This is a genomic window from Tsuneonella sp. HG094 (genome assembly GCF_053819285.1).
The window spans coordinates 773469-795957 of sequence record NZ_JBSORA010000001.1 but is presented as its reverse complement, the minus strand read 5'-3'; the positions used below and the strand labels follow the sequence as shown (position 1 = coordinate 795957).

Here is a 22489-nt window from a genome sequence, read left to right as displayed (position 1 = left end):
AAGGCTATTCCCAGCCTTCCCAACGCACGGCCTCGTCGAGCGGTGCCCGCGCCACCGGAAAACGGTTGACCGGCGCATCGCGGTCGCCCCAACCGATGGCGACGCCGCAGAAGAATGTGTGATCCTCCGGGATCGCCACCACCTCGCGGATCGCCGGGGAATAGACCGCCCACGCCTCCTGGAAGCAGCAGTCGAGCCCTTCCTCGCGCAGCAGGAGCGCGATGGTCTGCAGCCACATCCCAATGTCCGACCATTGCGGCGGGCCCATGTACTTGGGTGTGTGGACCAGCATCAGCACCGGAGCGCCGAACGCGCGAAAGTTATTCGCGAACCACATCAGGCGCTGCGCCTTGTCCTCGCGCGGAATCGCGAGCGCGCCGTACATGTCCTCCCCAATCCCGCGCCGCCGCGCCTCGTAGGCCCCGTCGAGCTCGGGCGGATAAACGTGGTACTCCGGCGCGAATGCCGCGCGCCCCTTGGTCAGGTCTTTCGCGATGCGCGCGAACAGCCGCTGCATCGGCTCTCCGGTGAGCACGATCCCGTGCCACGGCTGGGTGTTCCCGCCTGACGCGGCACGCTGCGCCTTCTCGAGGATGCGCTCGAGGACGGCGCGATCAACGGGTTTGTCGAGGTAGGCACGGATCGACCGGCGGCTGGCGACGGCTTCGGAGACGTCCATCAATCCACCTCGAACAGTTCGGCCAGCTGCTCGGTGATCGTGCCGCCGAGCTGTTCCACGTCCATGATCGTCACCGCGCGCTTGTAGTAGCGGGTCACGTCGTGGCCGATGCCGATGGCGACGAGCTGGACCGGTGACTGCTTCTCGATCCAGTCGATCACCTTGCGCAGGTGCTGTTCGAGGTAGCCGGCGCTGTTCACGCTCAGCGTGCTGTCGTCGACCGGCGCGCCGTCGGAGATGACCATCAGGATGCGGCGGTCCTCGCTGCGCGCGAGCAGGCGGTCGTGCGCCCAGAGCAGCGCCTCGCCGTCGATATTCTCCTTGAGCAGCCCCTCCCGCATCATCAGGCCGAGGTTGCGGCGCGCGCGGCGCCAGGGCTCGTCGGCGCGCTTGTAGATGATGTGGCGCAGGTCGTTGAGGCGGCCGGGCTGCGCGGGTTTCCCGTCCGCCAGCCACGCCTCGCGGCTCTGCCCGCCCTTCCACGCGCGGGTGGTAAAGCCCAGCACTTCGGTCTTCACGCCGACCCGCTCGAGCGTGCGACCGAGGATGTCGGCGCTGATCGCGGCGATGCTGATCGGTCGCCCGCGCATCGAGCCCGAATTGTCGATCAGCAGCGTGACGACGGTATCCTTGAACTCGATGTCGCGCTCGACCTTGTAGCTCAGCGAATGGCCGGGGCTGATCACCACGCGGGCCAGCCGCGCGGCATCGAGCAGGCCTTCCTCCTGGTCGAAATCCCAGCTGCGGTTCTGCTGCGCCATCAGGCGGCGCTGGAGGCGGTTGGCGAGGCGGGTGACAACCCCTTGCAACCCCGTCAGCTGGCTGTCGAGATAGGCGCGCAACCGGTCGAGTTCCTCCGAATCGCACAGCTCGGTCGCCTCGATCACTTCGTCGAAGCGGGTGGTCCACGCCTTGTAATCGAAGCCTTCGGGAATGTCGGTCCACGGGCGGTTGGGCCGGACGGGCATCATGCCCTCCTCGCCCTCGTCGGCCTCCTGCCCGTCGGCCATGTCCTCCTCGGACGACATCTCGGTATCGGAGTCGCCCTCGTCGTCGCCTTCGGACGTTTCCCCGGCCATCTCGGTCGTCTGCGGGTCGCCCTGACCTTCGTTGTCGTCCTCGCCCTGGTCCTCGTCCTCGCCTTCGGGCTCCTCGCCGTCGTCGCTGTCGTCAGACGGCTGGTCGGGCGCGTCGGGCAGCGTCAGGTCGAGGTGGCGCAGCAGGTCGAGCGCGAGGCCCTGGAACGCCTTCTGGTCGTCGAGCGAAAGCGCCAGCGAATCGAAATCGGCCCCGGCCTTCTGCTCGATCCACTCGCGCACCAGTTCCACGCCCGCCGAGGCGCGATGGGGCACTGCCTGGCCGGTCAGCTTTTCGCGCAGGATCAGGCCGAGCGCGGTCGGCAGCGGGACATCCTCGGCGCGGGTGGCGCGGGTGATCGGATCGGCCGCGGTGCGCAGTTCCATCGCCGCGTCAAGATTGCCGCGTATCCCACTGAAATTGTTGGACCCAATCGCTTCGTACCGGACCATCTCGGCCACGTCGTAACACGCGCGGGCGATCGGTTCGGGCGGCGCGCCGCGGGCATGCAGACCCTCGTCGTGGTGCCGCAGACGCAGCGCAAACCCATCGGCGACACCGCGCGCCTCGCGCGCCTGGTCGGGCGGCAGCGAGCGGCCGGGCAGCGGCACGCGCATCTGCTTGCCGCGCACCGTCGGGGTGTCGGCGCTCCATGCCACCTCGACCTCCGGCTCGTGCGCCAGCGCCCGGCTGGCGCCGGTCAGCGCGTGCTTGAAGCGGTCGAGGGGCGTTTCGTCGGCCAAGGGCTTACTTGAAGATGGTCTGGCCGGTCTTCGCCCAGTCGGCGAGGAAACCCTCGATGCCCTTGTCGGTCAGCACGTGCTTGGCGAGGTTCTTGATCACCGCCGGCGGCGCGGTCATCACGTCGGCACCGATCCGCGCGCTCTCGAGCACATGGACCACGTGCCGCACGCTCGCGACCAGAATTTCCGTCCGGAAATCATAGTTATCGTAGATCAACCTGATATCGCGGATGAGGTCCATCCCGTCGAAGCCGTTGTCGTCGTGGCGGCCCACGAAGGGCGAGATGAAGGTCGCCCCGGCCTTCGCCGCGAGCAGCGCCTGGTTGGCGCTGAAGCACAGGGTGACGTTGACCATCGCGCCGTCGCCCGTCAGGGCGCGGCAGGTCTTGAGCCCGTCGATCGTCAACGGCACCTTGATGCACACGTTGTCGGCGATCTTGCGGAGGACTTCGGCTTCCTTCAGCATCGTCGGATGGTCGAGGGCGACTACTTCGGCCGAGACAGGCCCGTCGACGATCCCGCAGATTTCCTTGGTAACTTCCATGAAGTCGCGACCGGACTTGGCGATGAGCGAGGGATTGGTCGTCACCCCGTCGAGCAGGCCAGCGTCGTTGAGCTCGCGAATGTCGGCAATCTCGGCGGTGTCGGCGAAGAATTTCATGAAAAAGGCTCTCCGGAAGCGATTCCCGGAGAGCCTTAGCGATGCACTGGGCGAGTGGCTAGGACGCGCCCCTAAAAGGCGCTGGCAGCGCCGAACACGCCGATGATCAGCGGATCGCGGGTCGCCTGCGGATTGCGGCGGATATCCTCTTCCTCGAACCCGATCTGGTCCCAGATCACGTTGTCCACGGTCGTCGTGAAGTTGCGAGCGACCTGCGGCACATCGACGCCGGTCAGTCCGGCGAGCACTTCGCCGACAAGCGGATCGCTGGCGACGCGCAGGCCCTGCCCGACGCCGGGCAGCATGGCGTCGACGAGGCGGAAGCCCATCTCCTGCCGCAGATAGCTCGTCGCCGAGCGTGGCCCGCCGCGAACGAGATCGACTGCGTTCTGGAAGCCGACCACGCGAATCGTGTCCGCGACGACGGGCGCAGCGCGCTCCGCCGCGTCGAACGCGACCGGCGCCAGCGCGCGCGCCAAACGATCCTTGAACAGGTTCGAGGTCAGGATGCGCCCCAGGGTGCCGCCGCGGGCGCCGAGGAAACCGTCGAAGCCGATCTGCGCGACCTGCTGGTCCCAGAACCCGCCCGGGGCGGTCATCCGGTCGAAGGCACGCCCGGTCGAGAGGTACAAAAGCCGCGCGATGGCGTCGGTGAAGCTGAACCCGCCATAGGGCCCAGCACAGGCGGGGAGCAGCAGTGCGCCGCTCGTTACGCCCAGCCCGGCCAAAAAGCCGCGGCGGTGTAAAACGGAAGGGGTGGCAATCATTTCGGTCATTCCTCGGGTCCTCGACTTGCCGCTCCACCCCGGCGGCGCCCATATGGGCATGAACACATGAACCGCGCCCGACTTGTCATCTTCAACGCCGCGCTCGGCCCGCTCGACTACCGCGTTCCGGACGGGATGCACGTCGAGCCGGGGTCGGTCGTCGTCGCGCCCCTGGGTCCGCGCCAGATCGTCGGAATCGTCTGGGAAGCTGAACGGCTCCCCGCGAGCGAGGTTCCGGAGGCGAAGCTGCGCCCCCTCGCCAGCCTGCTCCCCGTGCCGCCGCTGACGGCCCCGCTGCGCCGGCTGATCGAGTGGACCGCCGACTACTACTGCGCCCCGCTCGCCGCGGTCGCACGCATGGTGCTGGCGAGCGGCGGCGCGCTGCGCGGCCCCGCGACGATGACCGAATACCGCCTTTCGGGCGGGCTGCCCGAGCGCCTGACCGCGCAGCGGCTCGCCGCGATCGAGGCGCTCGACGGCGAGCAGGCGACCATCCGCGAACTCGCAGGGATCGCAGGGGTGAGCGAGGGCGTGCTGCGCGGTCTCGTCAACCAGGGCGTGCTGGAGCCGGTGCTGGTCGATTGCGACCGTCCCTATCCGATGGCTCGCGCCGATTTTGCCGTTCCCGTGCTGTCCCCTGCGCAGGCCGAGGTGGCGGAGCGGTTCGTCGCCTCGGTCGAAGAGCGCGCGTTCAAGCCCTTCCTGCTCGACGGCGTGACCGGGTCGGGCAAGACCGAATGCTATCTCGAAGCGGTCGCCAGATCGCTCGAGATGGGCCGCCAGACCCTCGTGCTACTCCCCGAGATCGCGCTGACCGAGGCCTTCCTGCGCCGCTTCGAAGACCGGTTCGGCACTCCGCCCATCGTGTGGCACTCCTCGCTGAAGTCGACCGAGCGCCGCCGGGCATGGCGGGCGATCGCGGCGGGAGAGGCGCAAGTCGTGGTCGGCGCCCGCTCGGCACTGTTCCTGCCCTACGCCAACCTCGGCCTTATCGTCGTCGACGAGGCGCACGAGATCAGCTTCAAGCAGGACGAGGGGGTACGCTACAACGCGCGCGACGTCGCGGTCATGCGGGCGCGGTTCGAGCGTATCCCGGTCATCCTCGCCAGCGCCACGCCCGCGCTCGAGAGCCTGCAGATGGCCGAAAGCGGGGTGTACGAGCGGCTGGTGCTCGGCGACCGCTACGGCGGGGCGCGCCTGCCCAGCATCGACACAATCGACCTCACCGAGGAGAAACCCGCGCGCGGCCGATGGCTCGCGCCGCGACTGGTGGCGCTGATGGAGGAACGGCTGGCGCGCGGCGAACAGTCGCTGCTGTTCCTCAACCGCCGCGGCTATGCCCCGCTGACGCTGTGCCGCAACTGCGGGTTCCGGTTCGAGTGCCCCAACTGCAGCGCGTGGCTGGTCGAGCACCGCTTTTCACGCCGCCTCGCCTGCCACCACTGCGGGCACGAGACCCCGCCCCCGCCTGCCTGCCCGGAGTGCGGCGAGCTTGACTGCCTCGTGGCCTGCGGGCCCGGGGTGGAGCGCATCGCCGACGAAGTGGCCGAGATCATGCCCGAGGCGCGCGTGGCGGTCGTCACGAGCGACACGGTCAATTCGCCCGAGCGCGCGGCGGAGTTCGTCGCGCAGGCCGAAGCCGGGGCGATCGACGTGATCGTCGGAACGCAGCTCGTGACCAAGGGCTTCCACTTTCCCGAACTGACGCTGGTGGGGGTGGTCGACGCCGATCTGGGCCTCGAAGGCGGAGACCTGCGCGCAGCGGAGCGGACCTACCAGCAGGTCGCGCAGGTGGCCGGGCGTGCCGGGCGCGGCGCCAAGCCCGGCGAAGTGCTGATCCAGACCCGCCATCCCACCGCGCCGGTCATCGCCGCGCTGGCGGCAGGCGACCGCGATGCGTTCTACGAGGCCGAAACCGAAGCCCGCCGCCACGCCGGCGCGCCGCCGTTCGGCCGTTGGGCGGCAATCATCGTCTCCTCAGAGGACGAGGCCGAAGCGCGCGAAGCGGCCAACCGCATCGGGGACACCCGCCCGCGCGTCGACGATGTCGCCATCCTCGGCCCCGCGCCCGCCCCTTTGGCGCTGCTGCGTGGCCGCTATCGCTACCGCCTGTTGCTCAACGCGCGCCGAAGCGCGCAAGTGCAGGACGTGATCCGCGACTGGCTGGGCGATCTCAAGTTCCCGCAAGGCGTGCGGGTATCGATCGATATCGACCCGTACAGTTTTGTTTAGCTGGCGTTTCGAAGGGGCTTTCCAGCGCGGCGCGGTTGTGCAAGATTTCCTGTTCACCCCAGGGGACAGGGTTCGCATCGACATGAAAACATACGCTATATTTGCGGCAGCCGGGCTGCTTGCCGCAGCTGAACCATCCGCTGCCGCAGACAATTGGGCCAAGGCAACCAGCGACAATTTTATCGTCTATTCCGAAGGCACCGAGGAGGACGCGCGAACACTGGCGACCAATCTGGAACGCTTGGACGGTGCGTTGCGGATGATCCGCGGACTTCCGGTTGGAAGCAAGGCTTTGCCAACTTCCACCAAGCTGACCGTGTATCAGTTCGGAGAGACAAGCGACATCGGTATGCTTGCCGGCGGACGCGGCGTCGCGGGGTTCTTCATTCCGCGCGCAGGTCGATCGGTGGCCTTCGTGCCTCTGAGGCAGGACCGCGAGTTCGGACAGGGCACGCGATCCGGCGAAAAGTCGATCGACCCTGCAAAAGTACTGTTTCACGAATACACGCACTATTTCATGTATCAGCACGCCGCAGCGGCCTATCCGTTCTGGTACAGCGAGGGGTTTGCCGAACTGTTCGGCACGCTACAGTTGACCGATACCGGCTTCAATCTTGGCGAGCCGCCCGAACACCGCGCGTCGACTCTGAATTCGATGGCGATCGACGTCCGCAAACTGTTTGATCCCCCGCGCGAGGGGGATTACTCGATGGTCTTGAAGCAGTACGCGTATGGCTGGCTTGCATCGAGCTACCTGAGCTTCGAACCAAGCCGCAAGGGGCAACTGGCGAATTACCTCAAGCGGTTGAACGCAGGTGAGGAGAACCTTGTCGCCGCCGAGAAGGCTTTCGGCAGCCTCGACACGCTGCAAAAGGACCTCGACACCTATCGAAAGGGCCGTGTTCGCGCGATCGGTGTGACGTACACCAACTATACGCCACCGAAAGTTACGGTCCGTCAGGTAACCGACGCCGAAACCGCGCAGATGAGGCTCCAGATACGCAGCAATCGCGGCGTTACCGAACGGGAAGCTCGCGGTTTGGTTGGCGGCGCGCGGGAACTGGTTGCCAAGTATCCTTCTAGCCTTCCGGTGCTGCTGACCGCGGCCGAAGCGGAGTTCGATGCGGGCAATTACAACGAAGCCGAGCAAATCGCCAAGCGTGCCCTGGAGGTAGATGCCAAAAGTGTCGGAGCACACTTGTATCTGGCTGCGATTGCCATGAAGCGGGCCAAGGACGATAGGGCACAATTCAAGAACGCGCGCGCATCCTACATCGCGGCTAACAACATCGACCCTGACCAGCCACAAGCGCTGGCGGGATACTATCTCAGCTACTATCTGGCCGGTGATCCGGTACCGGAGGATGCCCTGATCGGTCTTGATCGCGCGTTCGATCTGGCGCCGTTCGATACCAGCATCCGCTCTACTCTGGCGCACCAACTGCTGGTAGAAAACCGTGACAAGGAAGCGTTGATACTGATCGGGACAATCACCAACGACCCGCACAGCGGCAAACGTGCCGAGCGTTATCGCGCGCTCGTTGACAAGCTCAAGGCGGGCGACCGTCAGCCACTTATGGCGAAGCTCGCGCCAAGGCTCGAGCCGCTCAAGGAAGACGACAAAGATTCATGACCCATCTGATTTCGGCCTGACGATGCTGACCGTCCATCACCTGCGCCTGTCGCAATCCGAACGCATCGTCTGGCTCTGCGAGGAGCTGGGTCTGGATTACGACCTCACGCTCTACACGCGGCGCACCGACAACAACCTCGCGCCCGACGAATACAAGGCGCTGCATCCGATGGGCATCGCGCCGGTCATCACCGACGGCGATCTGGTGCTGGGAGAAAGCGGCGCGATCGTCGACTGGATCGTGGCGAAGTACGCGCCCGAAACGCCGCTCGTACCCGGACCGGACCACCCCGATTTCACCGACCACTTGTTCTACTACCATTGGTCGAATGCCACTTTCATGACCAACGGCATGATGGCGCTGGTCGCGAGCCGGATGATTTCGGGCGGATCGATCCCGCCGTTCGTCGCCGATCGCATGGCTAAGAGCTGGGCGATCATCGAACGGCGGCTGGGCGAGGCGGACTATTTCGGCGGCGCGCAGCTCACGACGGCGGACATCATGATGGGCTTCCAGCTCACCACCAGCCGCGCGATGAGCGGGATGTCTATCGAGGGAATGCCCAACCTCCAGGCGTACCTGAAGCGGATCGGCGAACGCGCCGCCTACCAGCGAGCGATGGCGAAAGCCGAGCCGGGAATGCCGCCGAAGCTCGATTAAGCAGCCAGAATTGCCGCTTCCTCGCGAGCGAGGCGGCGACGTACCCACCATGGTCGCACGACCTCGTCTTTCTGCACGGCGCGAAAGACAAACCAGATCCCGAGCCCGGTCGCGAGCACCAGCGCGATGACCGAAGCTTCCAATCCGAACATGCCGCCCGACAGGATTTCCGGGCCCGAAGGCTGAGCCTCTACCAGGCCATCGACCTCGTTGCCTGAGACCGGCACGTCCCAGATGTAGCCCTGGGTCACGTTCCAGCCGAAATGCAGGCCGATCGCGAGCCAGAGGTTGCGCGTGAGCATGTAAGCGCCGCCGAGCATCACCCCCGCCTCGATTGCAATCGCGATCGAGGAGAAGAGCGTCGCGTTGGGGTTCGAATAATGGCCGAAGCCGAACAGGCCCGAGCTCAGCGCAAGTGCGAACCAGCTGCCGCCGAAATCCTCGAGGAAGCGGAACAGGATCCCGCGCGCGACGATCTCTTCGACGATCGCCGCCTGGATACCTGCGGAGAATATCAGCATACGCCAGCTCGTACTGCCGCCCCAGCCGTCGATGTCGTATGCGCCGAGGACAAAGGCGAGCGCAACGATCAGCGTCATGAGGCCGGCCGCGATCAGGGTTCCCTTCACGGCGTCCTTCGAGCGCGCGTCGAACGGCAGGTCGTCGCGCGGGCGGTCGCCCAGTCGCGCGATGATGAGCTTCACGACCAGGAACGCGATAATCGCCGAACCGACCGCGAGGAATGGCCGGTCGACCCAGCCGGGCAGGTTCTGGATGCCGGCCGCTTTCGCGAGCGGCCAGAAGGCGCCGATCGGTACAAGGAAGGCGACGAGCGCAATCACCATCGCGATCAGCGGGAAATCGACGATCTTGCGCCAGAGCGGCTTAGTTGGGACCGAACTGGATATGACGTCAGCTTCGTTCATCGCCTATCCCCCTGTTTTCCAGCGGGATAGGCGCACGGCGCGGGCGGGCTGTCAATCGGCGTAAGGCGGGGTCTTGCCGGCGAAGACGGCGTGCGCCTGGCCTTCGAGCCATGCCATCGTTGCAAGCCACGGTCCGCCGCCATAGCTGACGCGGGCAACACCGAGCGCCGCCAGCTCGGCGTGGGTGCCACGTCCGGGCGCCCACATGATATTGACCGGCAGCGGAGAGCGGTCGCAGATCGCGGCGATGGTCGCATGATCGCCAAGGAACGGCACGAACAGGCTTCCGGCCCCTGCGTCCGCAAATGCCTTCGCCCGTTCGATCACGGTGTCGACAAGACCGGCAGTGTAGTCACCCGGCTTTACGCCCTTGTAAACATCGGTGCGGGCATTCACGTGAAGTCCGGTATCGCTCGCCGCAGCGACGCGTGCGGCCGCCTCGCCGAGCGGCAGGACGGCGTCGGCGCCCGGCATCCGGTCCTCGAGATTGATGCCTGAAGCCCCGGCCTCGCTCGCCATCGCGACCGATCGGCCCACCGCCGCCGCATCGGCGCCGTACCCAGCTTCGAAATCGAGGGTGACGGGAAGGTCGGTCACCGAAACGATCCGTCGCAGGTTGTCGAGCGCCACCTCGATCGGCAGTCCCTCGCCGTCCTTGAAGCCGTTGGTTTCGGCGACCGCGTGGCTGCCGGTGGCGATCGCCTTTGCACCGGCCTTCGCCACCGCCACCGTGGATCCCGCATCCCAGACGTTGAACAGGATCAGCGGATCGCCCGGCACGTGCAGCGCGCGGAATGCGGCAACCTTGTCCATCACTTCACTCCTTCTCGTTTGAGCAGCTCGCGCTTGATATCGAGACCATACGCATATCCGCCGAGATCGCCGCCGGTGCGGATCACGCGGTGGCAGGGGATCAGCACCGCAACGTTGTTGCGCGCATTGGCGCTGCCAGCCGCGCGCACCGCCTTCGGATTTCCGGCCGCCGCGGCGATCTCGGCATAGGTGCGCGTCTCGCCCTGCGGGATCGCGCGCAGGGCCTTCCAGCACGCCTCCTGGAACGCAGTCCCTTTCACGTCGAGCGGGATGTGCGCGAAGTCGCCCGGCGTCTCGACCGAGGCGACGACCTGCGCGAGCAGGCCCTCGAACTCCGCACCACCCTCGACCAGCTCGGCATTGGGAAAGCGGCGGGCAAGCTCGCCCGGCCCTTCGTCGAACGAGAGACGGCACACGCCCTTCGCGGTCGCCGCCACCAGCATCGGCCCGAGCGAGGTGGGCACGACTGCCCAGTGGATCGTCGTTCCGCGCCCTCCTGCGACCCACGCCGAAGGTGCCATGCCCATCTTGTCCTCCATCGCCTCGTAGAAGCGGCTCGGGCTCTCGTAGCCCGCATCGTAGATCGCGTCGGTCACCCGCCCCGCCCGAGTCAGCGAGGATCGCGCCCGCTCCTCGCGCAGGGCGCGGGCATAGGCACTGGGCGATAGCCCGGTGGCGCGGGTGAACAGGCGCTGGAAATGCGTCGGCGAATATCCCGTCAGCGCGGCCAGTTCGTCGAGCCGCGGCATGCCTTCGGACGCCTTGATCTCGTCGATCGCCGCGCGCACCGCCGCCTCGTCGCGCGCCACGTCATCGGGCTTGCACCGCTTGCAGGCGCGCAGGCCCGCGGCCTCCGCGTCGGACGGTGAGGCGTAAAACCGTACGTTCTCGCGCTTGGGCGGCCGTGCTGGGCAGCTCGGTCGGCAATAGATGCCGGTGGAGTGCACTCCGGTCACGAACTGGCCATCGAATCGCCGGTCCTTGGCCAGCGCGATCTGCCAGCGGTCTTCGTCGGTGAGGCGGGTCTGGGTCATTTCTGCTCCTCGCTCGTGCCAGATGTCGGCGTTGCTGGCCAGATAGTCACACGCGGCAGACGGCGCTTCCCGCGGCTTGCGGTCAATGTCGCGGCGCGCCAAAAGCCGCCTCGATGCTTCGTCTGCTTGCCCTGTTCGCCGCGCTGGTCGCGCTCGCCCTGCCCGCCGCCGCCCGGCCGGAACCGGCGGATATCTCCGCCGCCGCGCGGGGCGTGGTGCGGGTGGTGATCATGGGCACCGACGGCGAGCGGGTCTTCCCGGTCAGTCACGGCACGGGCTTTGCGGTGACCCCGACGCGGATCGTGACCAATGCCCATGTCGTGCGCGAGGCGCTGCAGGACGACACGTTGCGGATCGCGATCGTCCCGCCCGATGGCGACGGGGCCGATTACGGCAAGATCCTGACCGTCAGCCGCGTCAAGGACCTTGCGCTGATCGAGACCACCGGCGCGCTCCGCCTGCCGGCGCTGACCATCGCCGGCGGTGTCGCAGGCGACGGCGACGAGGTGGCAGCGGTCGGTTATCCCATGAACGTTGACCGGGCGCAGGGCCTCGATATCTCGGATCTGTTCCGCCCGCAGCCGCCGGTGAAGAGCCGCGGCTTCGTTTCGGGCACACGTCCCAGCCGCGATTTCGACACCGTGCTCCACACCGCGCCGATCGCGCGCGGCAATTCGGGCGGCCCGCTGCTCGACGGCTGCGGCCGCGTCGTGGGCGTCAACAGCTTCGGCACCACGTCCGACGACGGTTCGGACGCCGAGTTCTCGTTCGCCGTCTCGAACCGCGAGCTCCAGCCGTTTCTCAAGAGCGCCGGGGTCGAGCCCGCGGTCAATTCCATGCCCTGCCGCTCGATGGCGCAGCTCGACGCCGACGAGCGTGCGCGCCTCGAGGCGGAACAGGACGCCGCCCGTGCCAAGCTCGCCCAGCGCGCCGAGACCGACCGCGATCGCCGCTCTCGCGCGCAGCTCGAGGCCGAAATGGCGGTGATGGGCGAGCGCGAGAATGCGATGGCCCTTGCCGCCCTTTTGCTCCTCGTGTCCTGCGGCACCGGATTCGCCGCGTGGAACCTGCGGACCGCACCCGATGGCGGCAAGAAGATGCGCATGGCCGGGGCGGTATCGGCGGTTGCGCTGATCGGCGCGCTGGCGGTCTGGTTCACCCGCCCGGGCATCGATTCGATCGACCGCCGGGTGGAGGATGTCCTCGCCGAAGGAGCCGCGACCGAGACCGGCGAGCCATCGACATCGAGCGAAGGCGCTGCCGAGCTGACCTGTTCGATCCAGACCGAACGCAGCCGAATCGTCAGCCAGCCGCCCGCCGACCTCGATTTCGGCTGGAATCCGAGCGGATGCGTCAACGGCCGCACCCAGTACGGTTTCGCCGACGGCAAGTGGACGCGACTGTTCGTGCCGGACGAGGAAGACACGATCTCGGTCAACAGCTTCGACCCGGACAGCCGAACGTTCCGCACCGATCGCTTCCCGCTGTCGCAATCGGCGATGGCGAAAGCGCGTTCAGCTCGCGCCGCATACAAGGCTCCGGTCTGCGGAGCGGACGGTGCGGCCAGCGCGCTCGGGGAAATGCAGTCCGGTGTCGTCGCGCTGCTACCGACGCAGCCCACCGAGCGGCTGGTATACACCTGCCGCCCGAAGGAACTATAGCCCTTCCAACGCGAAGTTTCCGCAAGCGGTCTTTGGTATGGTTGCATCGCCGGGGACCCGGTGATAGGGGCGCGCCAGCCTTGCCCTGGGAGCCTTCCGGCTGTCCAGTTTTTGGCGCGGCATCAAAACCGAATCTCCCGGATCCAAGAGGACCATCGCGCGTGGATATTTCCGCCGGTATTCAGGCTAGCCTAGCAGGGCGTTACGCATCGGCGCTGTTCGATCTCGCCAGCGAAGCGGGCACCGTGACGGCCGTCGAATCGGACCTCGAAACGCTGGCCGCCGCGCTCGCCGAATCGAGCGACCTGCGCGCATTGACGACCAATCCGCAGATCGGCCGCCCGGCACAGGGCAAGGCGATCGAGGCCGTGGCAGCCTCGCTCGGCCTGTCGGAGCTCACGAAGAAGTTTCTCGGCACGCTTGCCGGCAATGGCCGCCTGTCGAGACTGGCCGATATCGTGCGCGCGTTCCGCACCATCGCCGCCCACCAGCGCGGCGAGGTCTCGGCCGAAGTCACCAGCGCCCACGCGCTGACCGACGCGCAGATCGATCAGCTCAAGCAGAAGCTGACCGCGCGCGAAGGCCGCACCGTGAAGCTCTCCACGAAGGTGGACCCGGACCTGCTCGGCGGGCTCGTGGTCACCATCGGCTCCAAGCGGATCGACGGATCGATCCGTACCCGCCTCAACTCCCTCGCCCAGGCCATGAAGGCCTAAGAAGGTAAGCACGACATGGAAATCCGCGCCGCAGAAATCTCCAAGGTCATCAAGGACCAGATCGCCAACTTCGGCACCGAGGCGGAAGTCTCGGAAGTCGGCTCAGTGCTCTCGGTCGGTGACGGCATCGCCCGCATCCACGGCCTCGACAAGGTCCAGGCCGGCGAGATGGTCGAATTCGCCAATGGCGTTCAGGGCATGGCGCTCAACCTCGAAGCCGACAACGTCGGCGTCGTGATCTTCGGGTCCGACTCGGAAATCCGCGAAGGCGACAGCGTCAAGCGCACCGGCACCATCGTCGACGTTCCCGTCGGCAAGGGCCTGCTCGGCCGGGTGGTCGACGCGCTCGGCAACCCGATCGACGGCAAGGGTCCGATCGTGTCCGACAAGCGCATGCGCGTCGAGGTGAAGGCCCCGGGCATCATCCCGCGCCAGTCAGTTTCTGAGCCCGTGCAGACCGGCCTCAAGGCGATCGATGCGCTCGTGCCCGTCGGCCGCGGCCAGCGCGAACTGATCATCGGCGACCGCCAGACCGGCAAGTCGGCCGTCGCGATCGACACCTTCATCAACCAGAAGCAGGCCAACGCCTCGGGCGACGAAAGCAAGAAGCTCTACTGCATCTACGTCGCGATCGGCCAGAAACGTTCGACTGTCGCGCAGCTCGTCAAGACGCTCGAGGAAAACGGCGCGATGGAATATTCCATCATCGTCGCCGCGACCGCGTCGGAGCCCGCGCCGCTGCAGTACCTCGCGCCCTACACCGGCTGCACCATGGGTGAGTTCTTCCGCGACAACGGCATGCATGCCGTGATCGTGTACGACGACCTTTCGAAGCAGGCCGTCGCCTATCGCCAGATGTCGCTGCTGCTGCGCCGCCCGCCGGGCCGCGAAGCCTACCCGGGTGACGTGTTCTACCTCCACAGCCGCCTGCTCGAGCGTGCGGCGAAGATGTCGGACGCCAACGGCGGCGGCTCGCTGACCGCGCTGCCGATCATCGAAACGCAGGCGGGCGACGTGTCGGCCTACATTCCGACCAACGTGATCTCGATCACCGACGGCCAGATCTTCCTCGAAACCAACCTGTTCTTCCAAGGCATTCGTCCGGCGATCAACGTCGGCCTTTCGGTCAGCCGCGTTGGCGGCGCCGCGCAGACCAAGGCGATGAAGAAGGTCTCGGGCTCGATCAAGCTGGAGCTGGCGCAATACCGCGAGATGGCGGCGTTCGCGCAGTTCGGTTCGGACCTCGACGCTTCGACCCAGAAGCTGCTCAACCGCGGCGCCCGCCTGACCGAGCTGCTCAAGCAGCCGCAGTTCTCGCCGCTGCCGTTCGAAGAGCAGACGGTGTCGATCTATGCCGGCACCAACGGCTATCTGGACAGCGTGCCGGTCGACAAGGTGACCGACTACGAGGCGAAGATGCTCAGCTTCATGCGTGCCGAACACGCCGACGTTCTGGACGGCATCCGCTCGAGCCAGAAGTTCGAAGGCGAGGTCGCGGACAAGGCGAAGGCCGCTCTCGACGCGTTCGCCAAGCAGTACGCCTGAGCCCCAAGGGACTAGCTAGGGAGCCGAAATGGCCTCGCTGAAGGAACTCAAGGGTCGGATCAACTCGGTCAAGTCGACCCAGAAGATCACCAAGGCCAAGCAGATGGTCGCGGCTGCCAAGCTCCGCAAGGCGCAGGCGGCGGCCGAGGCCGCGCGTCCGTATGCCGAGCGGCTGGGCAAGGTCATGGCCAGCCTCGCCACCAAGGTGACAGGCGATAGCGCTCCCAAGCTGCTCGCCGGGACCGGCAAGGACCAGCGTCACCTGCTCGTCGTCGCCAACAGCGACAAGGGCCTGGCCGGCGCGTTCAACTCGAACATCGTGCGCGCCGCTCTCGCCAAGGCGAAGGAGCTTACGGCGCAGGGCAAGGACGTCGATTTCTATCTCGTCGGCCGCAAGGGCCGCGCGCCGATCCGCCGTGCCCATCCGTCCAACATCGCTCAGATGTTCGACACGACCGAAGTGCGCGAGCCCGGCTACACCGAGGCAGAGGCGATCGTCGCCGAGCTGATGGCAATGTACGAAGCCGGCAAGTTCGATGTCGCGCACCTGTTCTTCTCGAAGTTCAAGAGCGCGCTGACGCAGGAGCCAACCGTGCTCCAGATCATCCCCGTCCCCGCGGTCGAGGGTGCAGCCAGCACCGGTTCGCAAGCCGCGGTCGAGTACGAGCCCGACGAGGAGGAAATCCTCGCCGAACTGCTGCCGCGCTATCTGAAGACCCAGGTCTTCGGCGCGCTGCTCGAAAACCAGGCCTCCGAGCAGGGCGCCTCGATGACCGCGATGGACAATGCCACGCGCAACGCGGGCGACCTGATCAACAAGCTCACCATCCAGTACAACCGCAGCCGCCAGGCCGCGATCACCACCGAGCTGATCGAGATCATCGCCGGTGCAGAAGCACTGTAACCAGGGTCCATTCGTGAAAAAGATTGCTCTCCTTCTCCCCCTCCTCGCCCTTGCCGCTTGCGGCCAGGAACCGGCACCTGCGCCGGAGCCGACCGCGACCGCTGCGGCCGCCCCGGTGTCGACCCTGCCCCCGCCGGACAAGGAGCATTTCGCCGACGCCTTCGCTGTCTGCCAGGGCGCCAAGCCGGTCAACGAAGTCTCGTGCAAGCGCGCGGGCCTCGGGTCGGAGGACGTGATCTGCGATTACAGCCTCGGCGACGATGAATTCATGCGTAACAAGGCGACGCTGAACCCCAACGCCGGCAAGGACGGCTGGGTGCTGGCCGATGCCACCAATGTTTGCACCGGCGTCGGCGCGACCGCCGCCGAGCCCGCCGAGCCCACCGAAACCGCAGCTTCCGAAGCCCAGTAGGAAAGACACGACAATGGCCACCGCCCCCGTTCTCAACAAGACCACCACCGGCACCATCGCTCAGGTCATCGGCGCCGTCGTCGACGTCGCCTTCGAAGGCGATCTGCCGGCGATCCTCACCGCGCTCGAGACCGACAACAACGGCAACAAGCTCGTCCTCGAGGTTGCCCAGCACCTCGGCGAGAACACCGTTCGCACGATCGCGATGGACGCGACCGACGGCCTCACCCGCGGACAGAGCGTGACCAACACCGGCGCGCAGATCTCGGTCCCCGTCGGCCCGCAGACGCTCGGACGCATCCTCAACGTCATCGGCGAGCCGATCGACGAGCGCGGCCCGGTCAATGCCACCATGCGCGCGCCGATCCACGCCGATGCGCCGCTGTTCATCGACCAGTCGACGGACGCGAGCATCCTCGTCACCGGCATCAAGGTCATCGACCTCCTCGCTCCTTACGCCAAGGGCGGCAAGATCGGCCTGTTCGGCGGCGCGGGCGTCGGCAAGACCGTGCTGATCCAGGAACTGATCAACAACATCGCCAAGGGCCACGGCGGCGTGTCGGTGTTCGCCGGCGTCGGCGAGCGCACCCGCGAAGGTAACGACCTCTACCACGAGTTCCTCGACGCGGGCGTCATCGCCAAGGACGCCGACGGCAACGCGATCTCGGAAGGTTCGAAGGTCGCCCTCGTGTTCGGCCAGATGAACGAGCCCCCGGGCGCCCGTGCCCGCGTCGCGCTGTCGGGCCTGACCATGGCCGAGTACTTCCGCGACCAGGAAGGCCAGGACGTGCTGTTCTTCGTCGACAACATCTTCCGCTTCACTCAGGCGGGTTCGGAAGTGTCGGCGCTGCTCGGACGCATCCCGTCGGCGGTGGGCTACCAGCCCACTCTCTCCACCGACATGGGCAACCTGCAGGAACGCATCACCTCGACCACCAAGGGCTCGATCACCTCGGTGCAGGCGATCTACGTGCCCGCGGACGACTTGACCGACCCTGCCCCGGCCACCTCGTTCGCGCACCTCGATGCGACGACCACGCTGAACCGCGCGATCTCGGAGCTGGGCATCTATCCGGCGGTCGACCCGCTCGATTCGACCAGCCGCGTCCTCGAACCGCGCGTCGTCGGCGAAGAGCACTACCGCACCGCGCGCCGGGTCCAGGAAGTGCTGCAGAAGTACAAGTCGCTGCAGGACATCATCGCCATTCTCGGGATGGACGAGCTTTCCGAAGAGGATAAGCTGACCGTCGCCCGCGCGCGCAAGATCCAGAAGTTCCTCAGCCAGCCGTTCCACGTCGCCGAGGTGTTCACCAACATCCCGGGCAAGTTCGTGCAGATCGAGGACACCGTGAAGTCGTTCAAGGCCGTCGTCGACGGCGAGTACGACCACCTGCCGGAAGCCGCGTTCTACATGGTCGGCGGCATCGAGGAAGCGGTCGCCAAGGCGAAGAAGCTGGCCGAGGACGCCTGATCAGATGGCCCTGCACTTCGAACTGGTCACGCCGGCGAAGCTGGTTCGCTCCGAGGACGTCTACATGGTCGTCGTCCCCGGCACCGAAGGCGACTTCGGCGTGCTCGAGGGCCACGCGCCGTTCATGAGCACGGTTCGCGACGGCGCGCTCCAGGTGTTCCGCACCGAGGGCGCCGCGCCGGAGAACATCGAAGTGCGCGGCGGCTTTGCCGAAGTCAGCGAAGCCGGCCTCACCGTTCTGGCCGAGCGGGTCGAAGGCTGACCCTTCCGCAATCCGAAACCGGGGCCGCGCGATCAGCTTGATCCGCGGCCCTTTTCGGTTGGCGCTGGTCGGGGTATCGCGCGCAGGCAGTGCTTTCGAAGGGAACTAGCCGGACGATGCAACACACCGCCTTCGGTATCGGCGAGCGTGGGCTGTCGGTCGTCATCCCGGTGTTCAATGAAGAACCCGGTATCGACGAGTTGGTCCGCCGCGTCGAAAGCGCCTGCCGCCAGCACTTTGCCGACGATTTCGAGATCGTGCTCGTCAACGACGGCTCGACCGACGCGAGCTGGGATGTGATCCGGCGCCATACAGACGCAAAGCCCTTTGTTATCGGGATCGACCTTGCCCGTAACCACGGTCACCAGCTCGCGCTGACGGCCGGCCTCAATTTCGCGCGCGGCAACCTCGTCTTCATACTCGATGCCGACCTGCAGGATCCGCCAGAACTGCTTGGCGCGATGCTCGAGAAAGTCCGCGACGGCGCCGACGTCGTTTACGGCCAGCGCACCCTCCGCGCAGGCGAAACCGCGTTCAAGCGCGGGACCGCAGCGGCGTTTTATCGCCTGCTCGACCGGATGGTCGACGTCAGCATCCCGGCCGATACCGGCGATTTCCGCCTGATGACCCGCCGCGTGGTCGACCAGCTCAACTCCATGCCAGAGCGGTACCGCTTCGTCCGCGGAATGGTCAGCTGGATCGGCTTCGAGCAGGTTGCCGTCCCCTACGAACGCGACGCGCGTTTCGCGGGGGAAACGCACTATCCCTTGCGCAAGATGATCCGCCTAGCGGTGGACGCGGTAACCAGCTTCTCGACCGTCCCGCTGCGCTTCGCCTCGCACCTTGGCATGGTTTTCGGCGTCGCGGGCCTGCTGGCGATCGGCTGGGTGTTCGTGGGCTGGCTGAGCGGGGATGCGGTCTCCGGCTGGCCGAGCCTCGCCGCGCTGGTTCTGATCCTCGGCAGCGTGCAACTGCTCGTCCTCGGCGTGTTCGGCGAGTACCTCGGCCAATTGTACATGGAGGCCAAGCGGAGACCGCTGTTCATCGTGCGCGAAGTGCACCGCGCGAGTGCGGCCAATGAGGCCGCGCCTGTTTCCTTGCAGCACGACCAGATCGCGGAGGCGGTCAACGATGTCGGCTGAATTCGACGCGGTCGCGGACGATTATCGCCAGCAGCACGCTTCCTCGATCCGGTTGAGCGGCGAGGAACCCGACTTTTTCGCGCGCTACAAGATAGAGGCGACGGCGGATGCGATGGCCACGCTGGGCCTGATGCCTCGGCGCATCCTCGATTTCGGGGCCGGGGTCGGCAACTCGCTGCCGCACTTGCAGGAGATTTTCCCGCAGTCCGAAGTGACCTGTCTCGACGTTTCGGCCCGGTCGCTGGAATTATGCCGCGAGCGCGCGCTCCGCCCCGTCGAAGTCCTTCATTCGGACGGACGCACCATCGCCGCTCAGGATGCGAGCTTCGATCTCGTCTTCACCGCCTGCGTCTTCCACCATATCGATCCCGCCACCCACGTCACGCACCTGCGAGAAATTCGCCGCGTGCTCGCGCCTGCCGGGCGGTTGGTGCTGTTCGAGCACAACCCGTGGAACCCGCTGACCCAGCACGCCGTCCGCACCTGCGAGTTCGACCGCGATGCCATCCTGATTTCTGCGCCCGAGATGCGTCGCCGGTTTCGTGCGGCGGGCTTTGCCGACGTCTCCGTGGACTACCGCATGTTTTTCCCGGCCGCGCTCGCTGCGCTGCGTCCGCTGGAGCGCGGTCTTCGCTGGTTGCCGCTGGGCGCCCAGTATTCGATCATCGCAGCCTGACAGCGCATGGCCCGGCTGCTCGCGCGCTTTGGCCTGGTGGGGATCGGCAACACCGTCGTTGGCTATTCGGTCATCTTGCTTGGACTATGGGTCGGTGTGGGGGACTACTGGGCGAATGCTGCCGGCTACGCCGTCGGTTTCGTGCTGTCTTTCGTTCTCAACCGTCGCTTCGTGTTTCGCGTCGATGGACCCGCAGGACGAAGCGAGGTGCTGCGATTCCTTTCGGCAGTTGCCATCGCGTATGGCGCGAACCTTGGCGTCCTGGCCGCTGGCCGCGAACTGGTCGGACGCGAACACCCGCTGGTGCACCTTTTCGCCATCGGAGCCTATACCGCCGTGTTCTTCGTTCTGAGCAGCATGTTCGTGTTCCGCGGTAGATCGCGCCCGTGAGCCAAGGCCTCGGAGTGCCGTCGTCACGGAGCAGCGCGGCGTTGGCTGTCCTGCTGATCGCCGCCTGCCTGGTTCCGCTCCTGGTGGTGCGCTTTCCGCCGCTGGTCGATCTGTATGGGCACCTTGGTCGCTATGCAGTCCAGACCGGATTGGCAGGCCAGCCATATTTCTCGTTCGAATGGAAGCTGATCGGCAATCTCGGCGTGGACCTTCTGGTCGAAGGGCTTCAGCCGCTGCTGGGCCTGGAGCGCGCGGTTCACCTGATCGTGATCCTGAACCAGTTGCTTGCCGCACTCGGCATCCTGTGGCTCAGTCGCGAGATTCACGGGCGGATCACGCCCTTTGCGATTTTCGCGCTGCCGCTGACCTACGCTACGCCTTTCGTCTACGGCTTCGTCAACTTCACGCTGTCGATGGCTATCGCGCTGATCGCCTTTGCCGCCTGGCTGAGGCTTAAGAGAGTGCGCGGCGGATGGTGGCCTTCGGCATTTCTGGCCGCGGCAGGCTGCATCACGTTCGTCTGCCACACATTCGGCTGGGCGTTCCTGTGCCTGCTCGTGGGCGCGACGTCGCTCGTCGACAACTGGCGCGGCCTGCGGAATTTACCGTCGACCGTTCGCGCGGTGACGTTCGATTGCATCGGACTGCTGCCGCCGCTGGTCTTCATGATAGCCTGGCGGAGTGGGACCAGCGGCGCGCGCACCGAGCAATGGTCACTCGAGCTCAAGTTTCAGTGGCTGATCGGGGTTTTCCAGTCGGGGTGGAGAGCATCTGACATCCTGAGCATGGCCGTGATTGTAGGCGCCTTGGGGATCGGCTCGCTTGGTCGACGCGCCGCGCGCGATGCCGGGCTTTCGTTCGGGGCGCTGCTGTGCGTCTTTGCCTTCATCGCCTTGCCCGCCCGGGTCTTCGGCTCGTTCTTTGCCGACATGCGCCTGTTGCCTTACGCGATGATCGCCGCGCTGCTGGCCATCTCCGTCGAGCACTGGGGCAAGGCCGCGGTGCGCGCCGCGTTCGCGTGTGCCATCGCGTTCCTGGTATTTCGCCTTGCGCTCATCGCCGAAGACTTCCGGATCAAGGATCGACAGGTTGCGCAGGTTCTGCCGGCGCTGGATCGGATTCCGCGAGGCAGCCAGGTCGCGACATTGGTGATCGAGCCCTGCTCGGGCAGCTATCGCCTGCCGATCCTGCGCCATATCGGCGGGCTGGTGATTGCGCGCCGTGATGCCTTTGCAAACGACCAGTGGATCGCGCCGGGCGTCAACCTCCTCCGCATCGATTACGACGCTCCGGGGGTATTCCGTGCGGACCCATCGCAATCGGTCGCGCCCGACGATTGCGTGACCCACGGGCGTCGCAACCTGACATGGTCGCTGCAGAACGTGCCGCGACATGCGTTCGCGTATATCTGGGTGCTCGGAGCGCTGCCTGCCCCCCTGCCCGATGTCGAGGGCTATGACTTGGTCACCCAAGGTCCCCAGAACGCGCTCTACATGCGGCGACCGGGTGTAGCGGATCGCCCACGTTGACCCATCTGCGTCAATTCTTCGACGCGCCGTATGTCCGCAAATGGCTGCGCTGGACGTTCTTCGCTGCGGCCGCCTTCGCGCTGGTCATGGCGCTGCTCCCCAAGCCGCCGCACATACCGGGCGAGCCCGGTGACAAGATCCAGCACATGATCGCATTCGCCACGCTCGGTGCGATCGCAGCGGCGGGTTGGCGCGATCGCGGCATACTTATTCCTTTCGCTGCACTTGCCGCGTTCGGGGCCTCGATAGAAATCCTGCAGATGATCCCGTCGCTGCACCGCGACGCGGAGTTTCTCGACTGGATCGCTGACATCGCAGCCGCGATTGGCGGGATCGCCATCGTCCGCCTGTTCCTGCCGCGGTTGTAGCAAGCCAGGGTGACGAGCCAGATCGGCGCCGACTCGGCCGAAGATTCGCATGGATTTCATTGCTTTCGTCCGTTCCGCCCGGTGCGATCATGCTGAAATGCCGCTCTACTAGCGCGTCTAAAGTCGGTTCGTCGCGCCGCAGGCACGGTCGGGATGCTCAACCGAAAAGTAACCATCGGCGGCAAGA

General features: G+C 66.2%; 22 protein-coding genes. 15 read left to right on the top strand and 7 right to left on the bottom strand.

Annotated features, from left to right (window positions below):
- Positions 1–4: 4 nt before the first annotated feature.
- The 4 genes from ACWPMX_RS03970 to ACWPMX_RS03955 form a co-directional block, all read right to left on the bottom strand.
- Complete coding sequence (locus ACWPMX_RS03970; RefSeq protein WP_455698747.1) at positions 5–679, bottom strand: nitroreductase; 675 nt, start codon at positions 677–679, stop codon at positions 5–7.
- Positions 679–2499, bottom strand: coding sequence for a cobaltochelatase subunit CobT (gene cobT / locus ACWPMX_RS03965; protein ID WP_455698746.1), 1821 nt, complete (start codon positions 2497–2499; stop codon positions 679–681). The genes ACWPMX_RS03970 and cobT overlap by 1 nt, the downstream gene beginning before the upstream one ends.
- Before the next feature lie 4 nt (positions 2500–2503).
- Positions 2504–3160 carry a fructose-6-phosphate aldolase gene (gene fsa / locus ACWPMX_RS03960; protein WP_455698745.1) on the bottom strand — a complete coding sequence of 219 codons (657 nt, stop codon included), beginning with the start codon at positions 3158–3160 and terminating at the stop codon, positions 2504–2506.
- Between the two features lie 71 nt (positions 3161–3231).
- Positions 3232–3936, bottom strand: a complete 705-nt coding sequence (locus ACWPMX_RS03955; RefSeq protein ID WP_455698744.1) for a DUF4197 domain-containing protein — start codon at positions 3934–3936, stop codon at positions 3232–3234.
- Between the two features lie 57 nt (positions 3937–3993).
- On the opposite strand from ACWPMX_RS03955, the gene ACWPMX_RS03950 reads away from it, so the two are divergent.
- The 3 genes from ACWPMX_RS03950 to ACWPMX_RS03940 are packed head-to-tail and all read left to right on the top strand — an operon-like array spanning position 3994 to position 8453.
- Positions 3994–6159 carry a primosomal protein N' gene (locus tag ACWPMX_RS03950; protein WP_455698743.1) on the top strand — a complete coding sequence of 722 codons (2166 nt, stop codon included), beginning with the start codon at positions 3994–3996 and terminating at the stop codon, positions 6157–6159.
- Between the two features lie 37 nt (positions 6160–6196).
- Positions 6197–7792, top strand: coding sequence for a tetratricopeptide repeat protein (locus tag ACWPMX_RS03945; protein WP_455698742.1), 1596 nt, complete (start codon positions 6197–6199; stop codon positions 7790–7792).
- A gap of 22 nt (positions 7793–7814) precedes the next feature.
- Positions 7815–8453, top strand: a complete 639-nt coding sequence (locus tag ACWPMX_RS03940; RefSeq protein WP_455698741.1) for a glutathione S-transferase family protein — start codon at positions 7815–7817, stop codon at positions 8451–8453.
- On the opposite strand, the gene ACWPMX_RS03935 is transcribed toward ACWPMX_RS03940, so the two are convergent.
- From ACWPMX_RS03935 to ACWPMX_RS03925, 3 genes are read right to left on the bottom strand one after another with little or no spacing between them, the layout of a single operon-like run.
- On the bottom strand, positions 8450–9379 hold the full coding sequence (locus ACWPMX_RS03935) for a CPBP family intramembrane glutamic endopeptidase (RefSeq protein ID WP_455698740.1): 930 nt from the start codon (positions 9377–9379) through the stop codon (positions 8450–8452). The genes ACWPMX_RS03940 and ACWPMX_RS03935 overlap by 4 nt on opposite strands.
- A 51-nt stretch (positions 9380–9430) precedes the next feature.
- Positions 9431–10192: an isocitrate lyase/PEP mutase family protein gene (locus ACWPMX_RS03930; protein ID WP_455698739.1), complete on the bottom strand. Its 762-nt coding sequence runs from the start codon at positions 10190–10192 to the stop codon at positions 9431–9433.
- Entirely contained in the window at positions 10192–11226 is a 1035-nt protein-coding gene (locus ACWPMX_RS03925) for a bifunctional transcriptional activator/DNA repair enzyme AdaA (RefSeq protein ID WP_455698738.1), read from the bottom strand. The genes ACWPMX_RS03930 and ACWPMX_RS03925 overlap by 1 nt, the downstream gene beginning before the upstream one ends.
- Before the next feature lie 113 nt (positions 11227–11339).
- Here ACWPMX_RS03925 and ACWPMX_RS03920 point away from each other — a divergent pair, with 113 nt between their 5' ends.
- The 12 genes from ACWPMX_RS03920 (at position 11340) to ACWPMX_RS03865 (ending at position 22302) form a co-directional block, all read left to right on the top strand.
- A complete protein-coding gene (locus ACWPMX_RS03920; RefSeq protein WP_455698737.1) occupies positions 11340–12887 on the top strand; it encodes a trypsin-like peptidase domain-containing protein in 1548 nt (515 codons plus the stop codon).
- 161 nt (positions 12888–13048) lie between these two features.
- A complete protein-coding gene (locus ACWPMX_RS03915) occupies positions 13049–13603 on the top strand; it encodes a F0F1 ATP synthase subunit delta (protein WP_455698736.1) in 555 nt (184 codons plus the stop codon).
- A gap of 15 nt (positions 13604–13618) precedes the next feature.
- Positions 13619–15148: a F0F1 ATP synthase subunit alpha gene (gene atpA, locus ACWPMX_RS03910; protein WP_455698735.1), complete on the top strand. Its 1530-nt coding sequence runs from the start codon at positions 13619–13621 to the stop codon at positions 15146–15148.
- Between the two features lie 28 nt (positions 15149–15176).
- Positions 15177–16052, top strand: a complete 876-nt coding sequence (locus tag ACWPMX_RS03905) for a F0F1 ATP synthase subunit gamma (RefSeq protein ID WP_455698734.1) — start codon at positions 15177–15179, stop codon at positions 16050–16052.
- A 13-nt stretch (positions 16053–16065) separates the two neighbouring features.
- Complete coding sequence (locus tag ACWPMX_RS03900; RefSeq protein WP_455698733.1) at positions 16066–16464, top strand: hypothetical protein; 399 nt, start codon at positions 16066–16068, stop codon at positions 16462–16464.
- A 13-nt stretch (positions 16465–16477) separates the two neighbouring features.
- Positions 16478–17935 (top strand): F0F1 ATP synthase subunit beta, encoded by a 1458-nt coding sequence (gene atpD / locus ACWPMX_RS03895; protein ID WP_455698732.1) that lies wholly within the window; start codon positions 16478–16480, stop codon positions 17933–17935.
- Positions 17936–17939: 4 nt separating this feature from the next.
- The gene (locus ACWPMX_RS03890) at positions 17940–18197 is read left to right on the top strand and encodes an ATP synthase F1 subunit epsilon (RefSeq protein ID WP_455698731.1); all 258 of its coding nucleotides are present in this window, start codon (positions 17940–17942) and stop codon (positions 18195–18197) included.
- A 116-nt stretch (positions 18198–18313) separates the two neighbouring features.
- A complete protein-coding gene (locus ACWPMX_RS03885) occupies positions 18314–19339 on the top strand; it encodes a glycosyltransferase family 2 protein (RefSeq protein ID WP_455698730.1) in 1026 nt (341 codons plus the stop codon).
- Positions 19329–20015 carry a class I SAM-dependent methyltransferase gene (locus ACWPMX_RS03880; RefSeq protein WP_455698729.1) on the top strand — a complete coding sequence of 229 codons (687 nt, stop codon included), beginning with the start codon at positions 19329–19331 and terminating at the stop codon, positions 20013–20015. The genes ACWPMX_RS03885 and ACWPMX_RS03880 overlap by 11 nt, the downstream gene beginning before the upstream one ends.
- Positions 20016–20021: 6 nt before the next feature.
- Positions 20022–20405, top strand: a complete 384-nt coding sequence (locus ACWPMX_RS03875) for a GtrA family protein (protein WP_455698728.1) — start codon at positions 20022–20024, stop codon at positions 20403–20405.
- A 41-nt stretch (positions 20406–20446) separates the two neighbouring features.
- Positions 20447–21934, top strand: a complete 1488-nt coding sequence (locus tag ACWPMX_RS03870; RefSeq protein WP_455698727.1) for a hypothetical protein — start codon at positions 20447–20449, stop codon at positions 21932–21934.
- On the top strand, positions 21931–22302 hold the full coding sequence (locus ACWPMX_RS03865; RefSeq protein WP_455698726.1) for a hypothetical protein: 372 nt from the start codon (positions 21931–21933) through the stop codon (positions 22300–22302). The genes ACWPMX_RS03870 and ACWPMX_RS03865 overlap by 4 nt, the downstream gene beginning before the upstream one ends.
- The last annotated feature ends 187 nt before the right edge of the window (positions 22303–22489 follow it).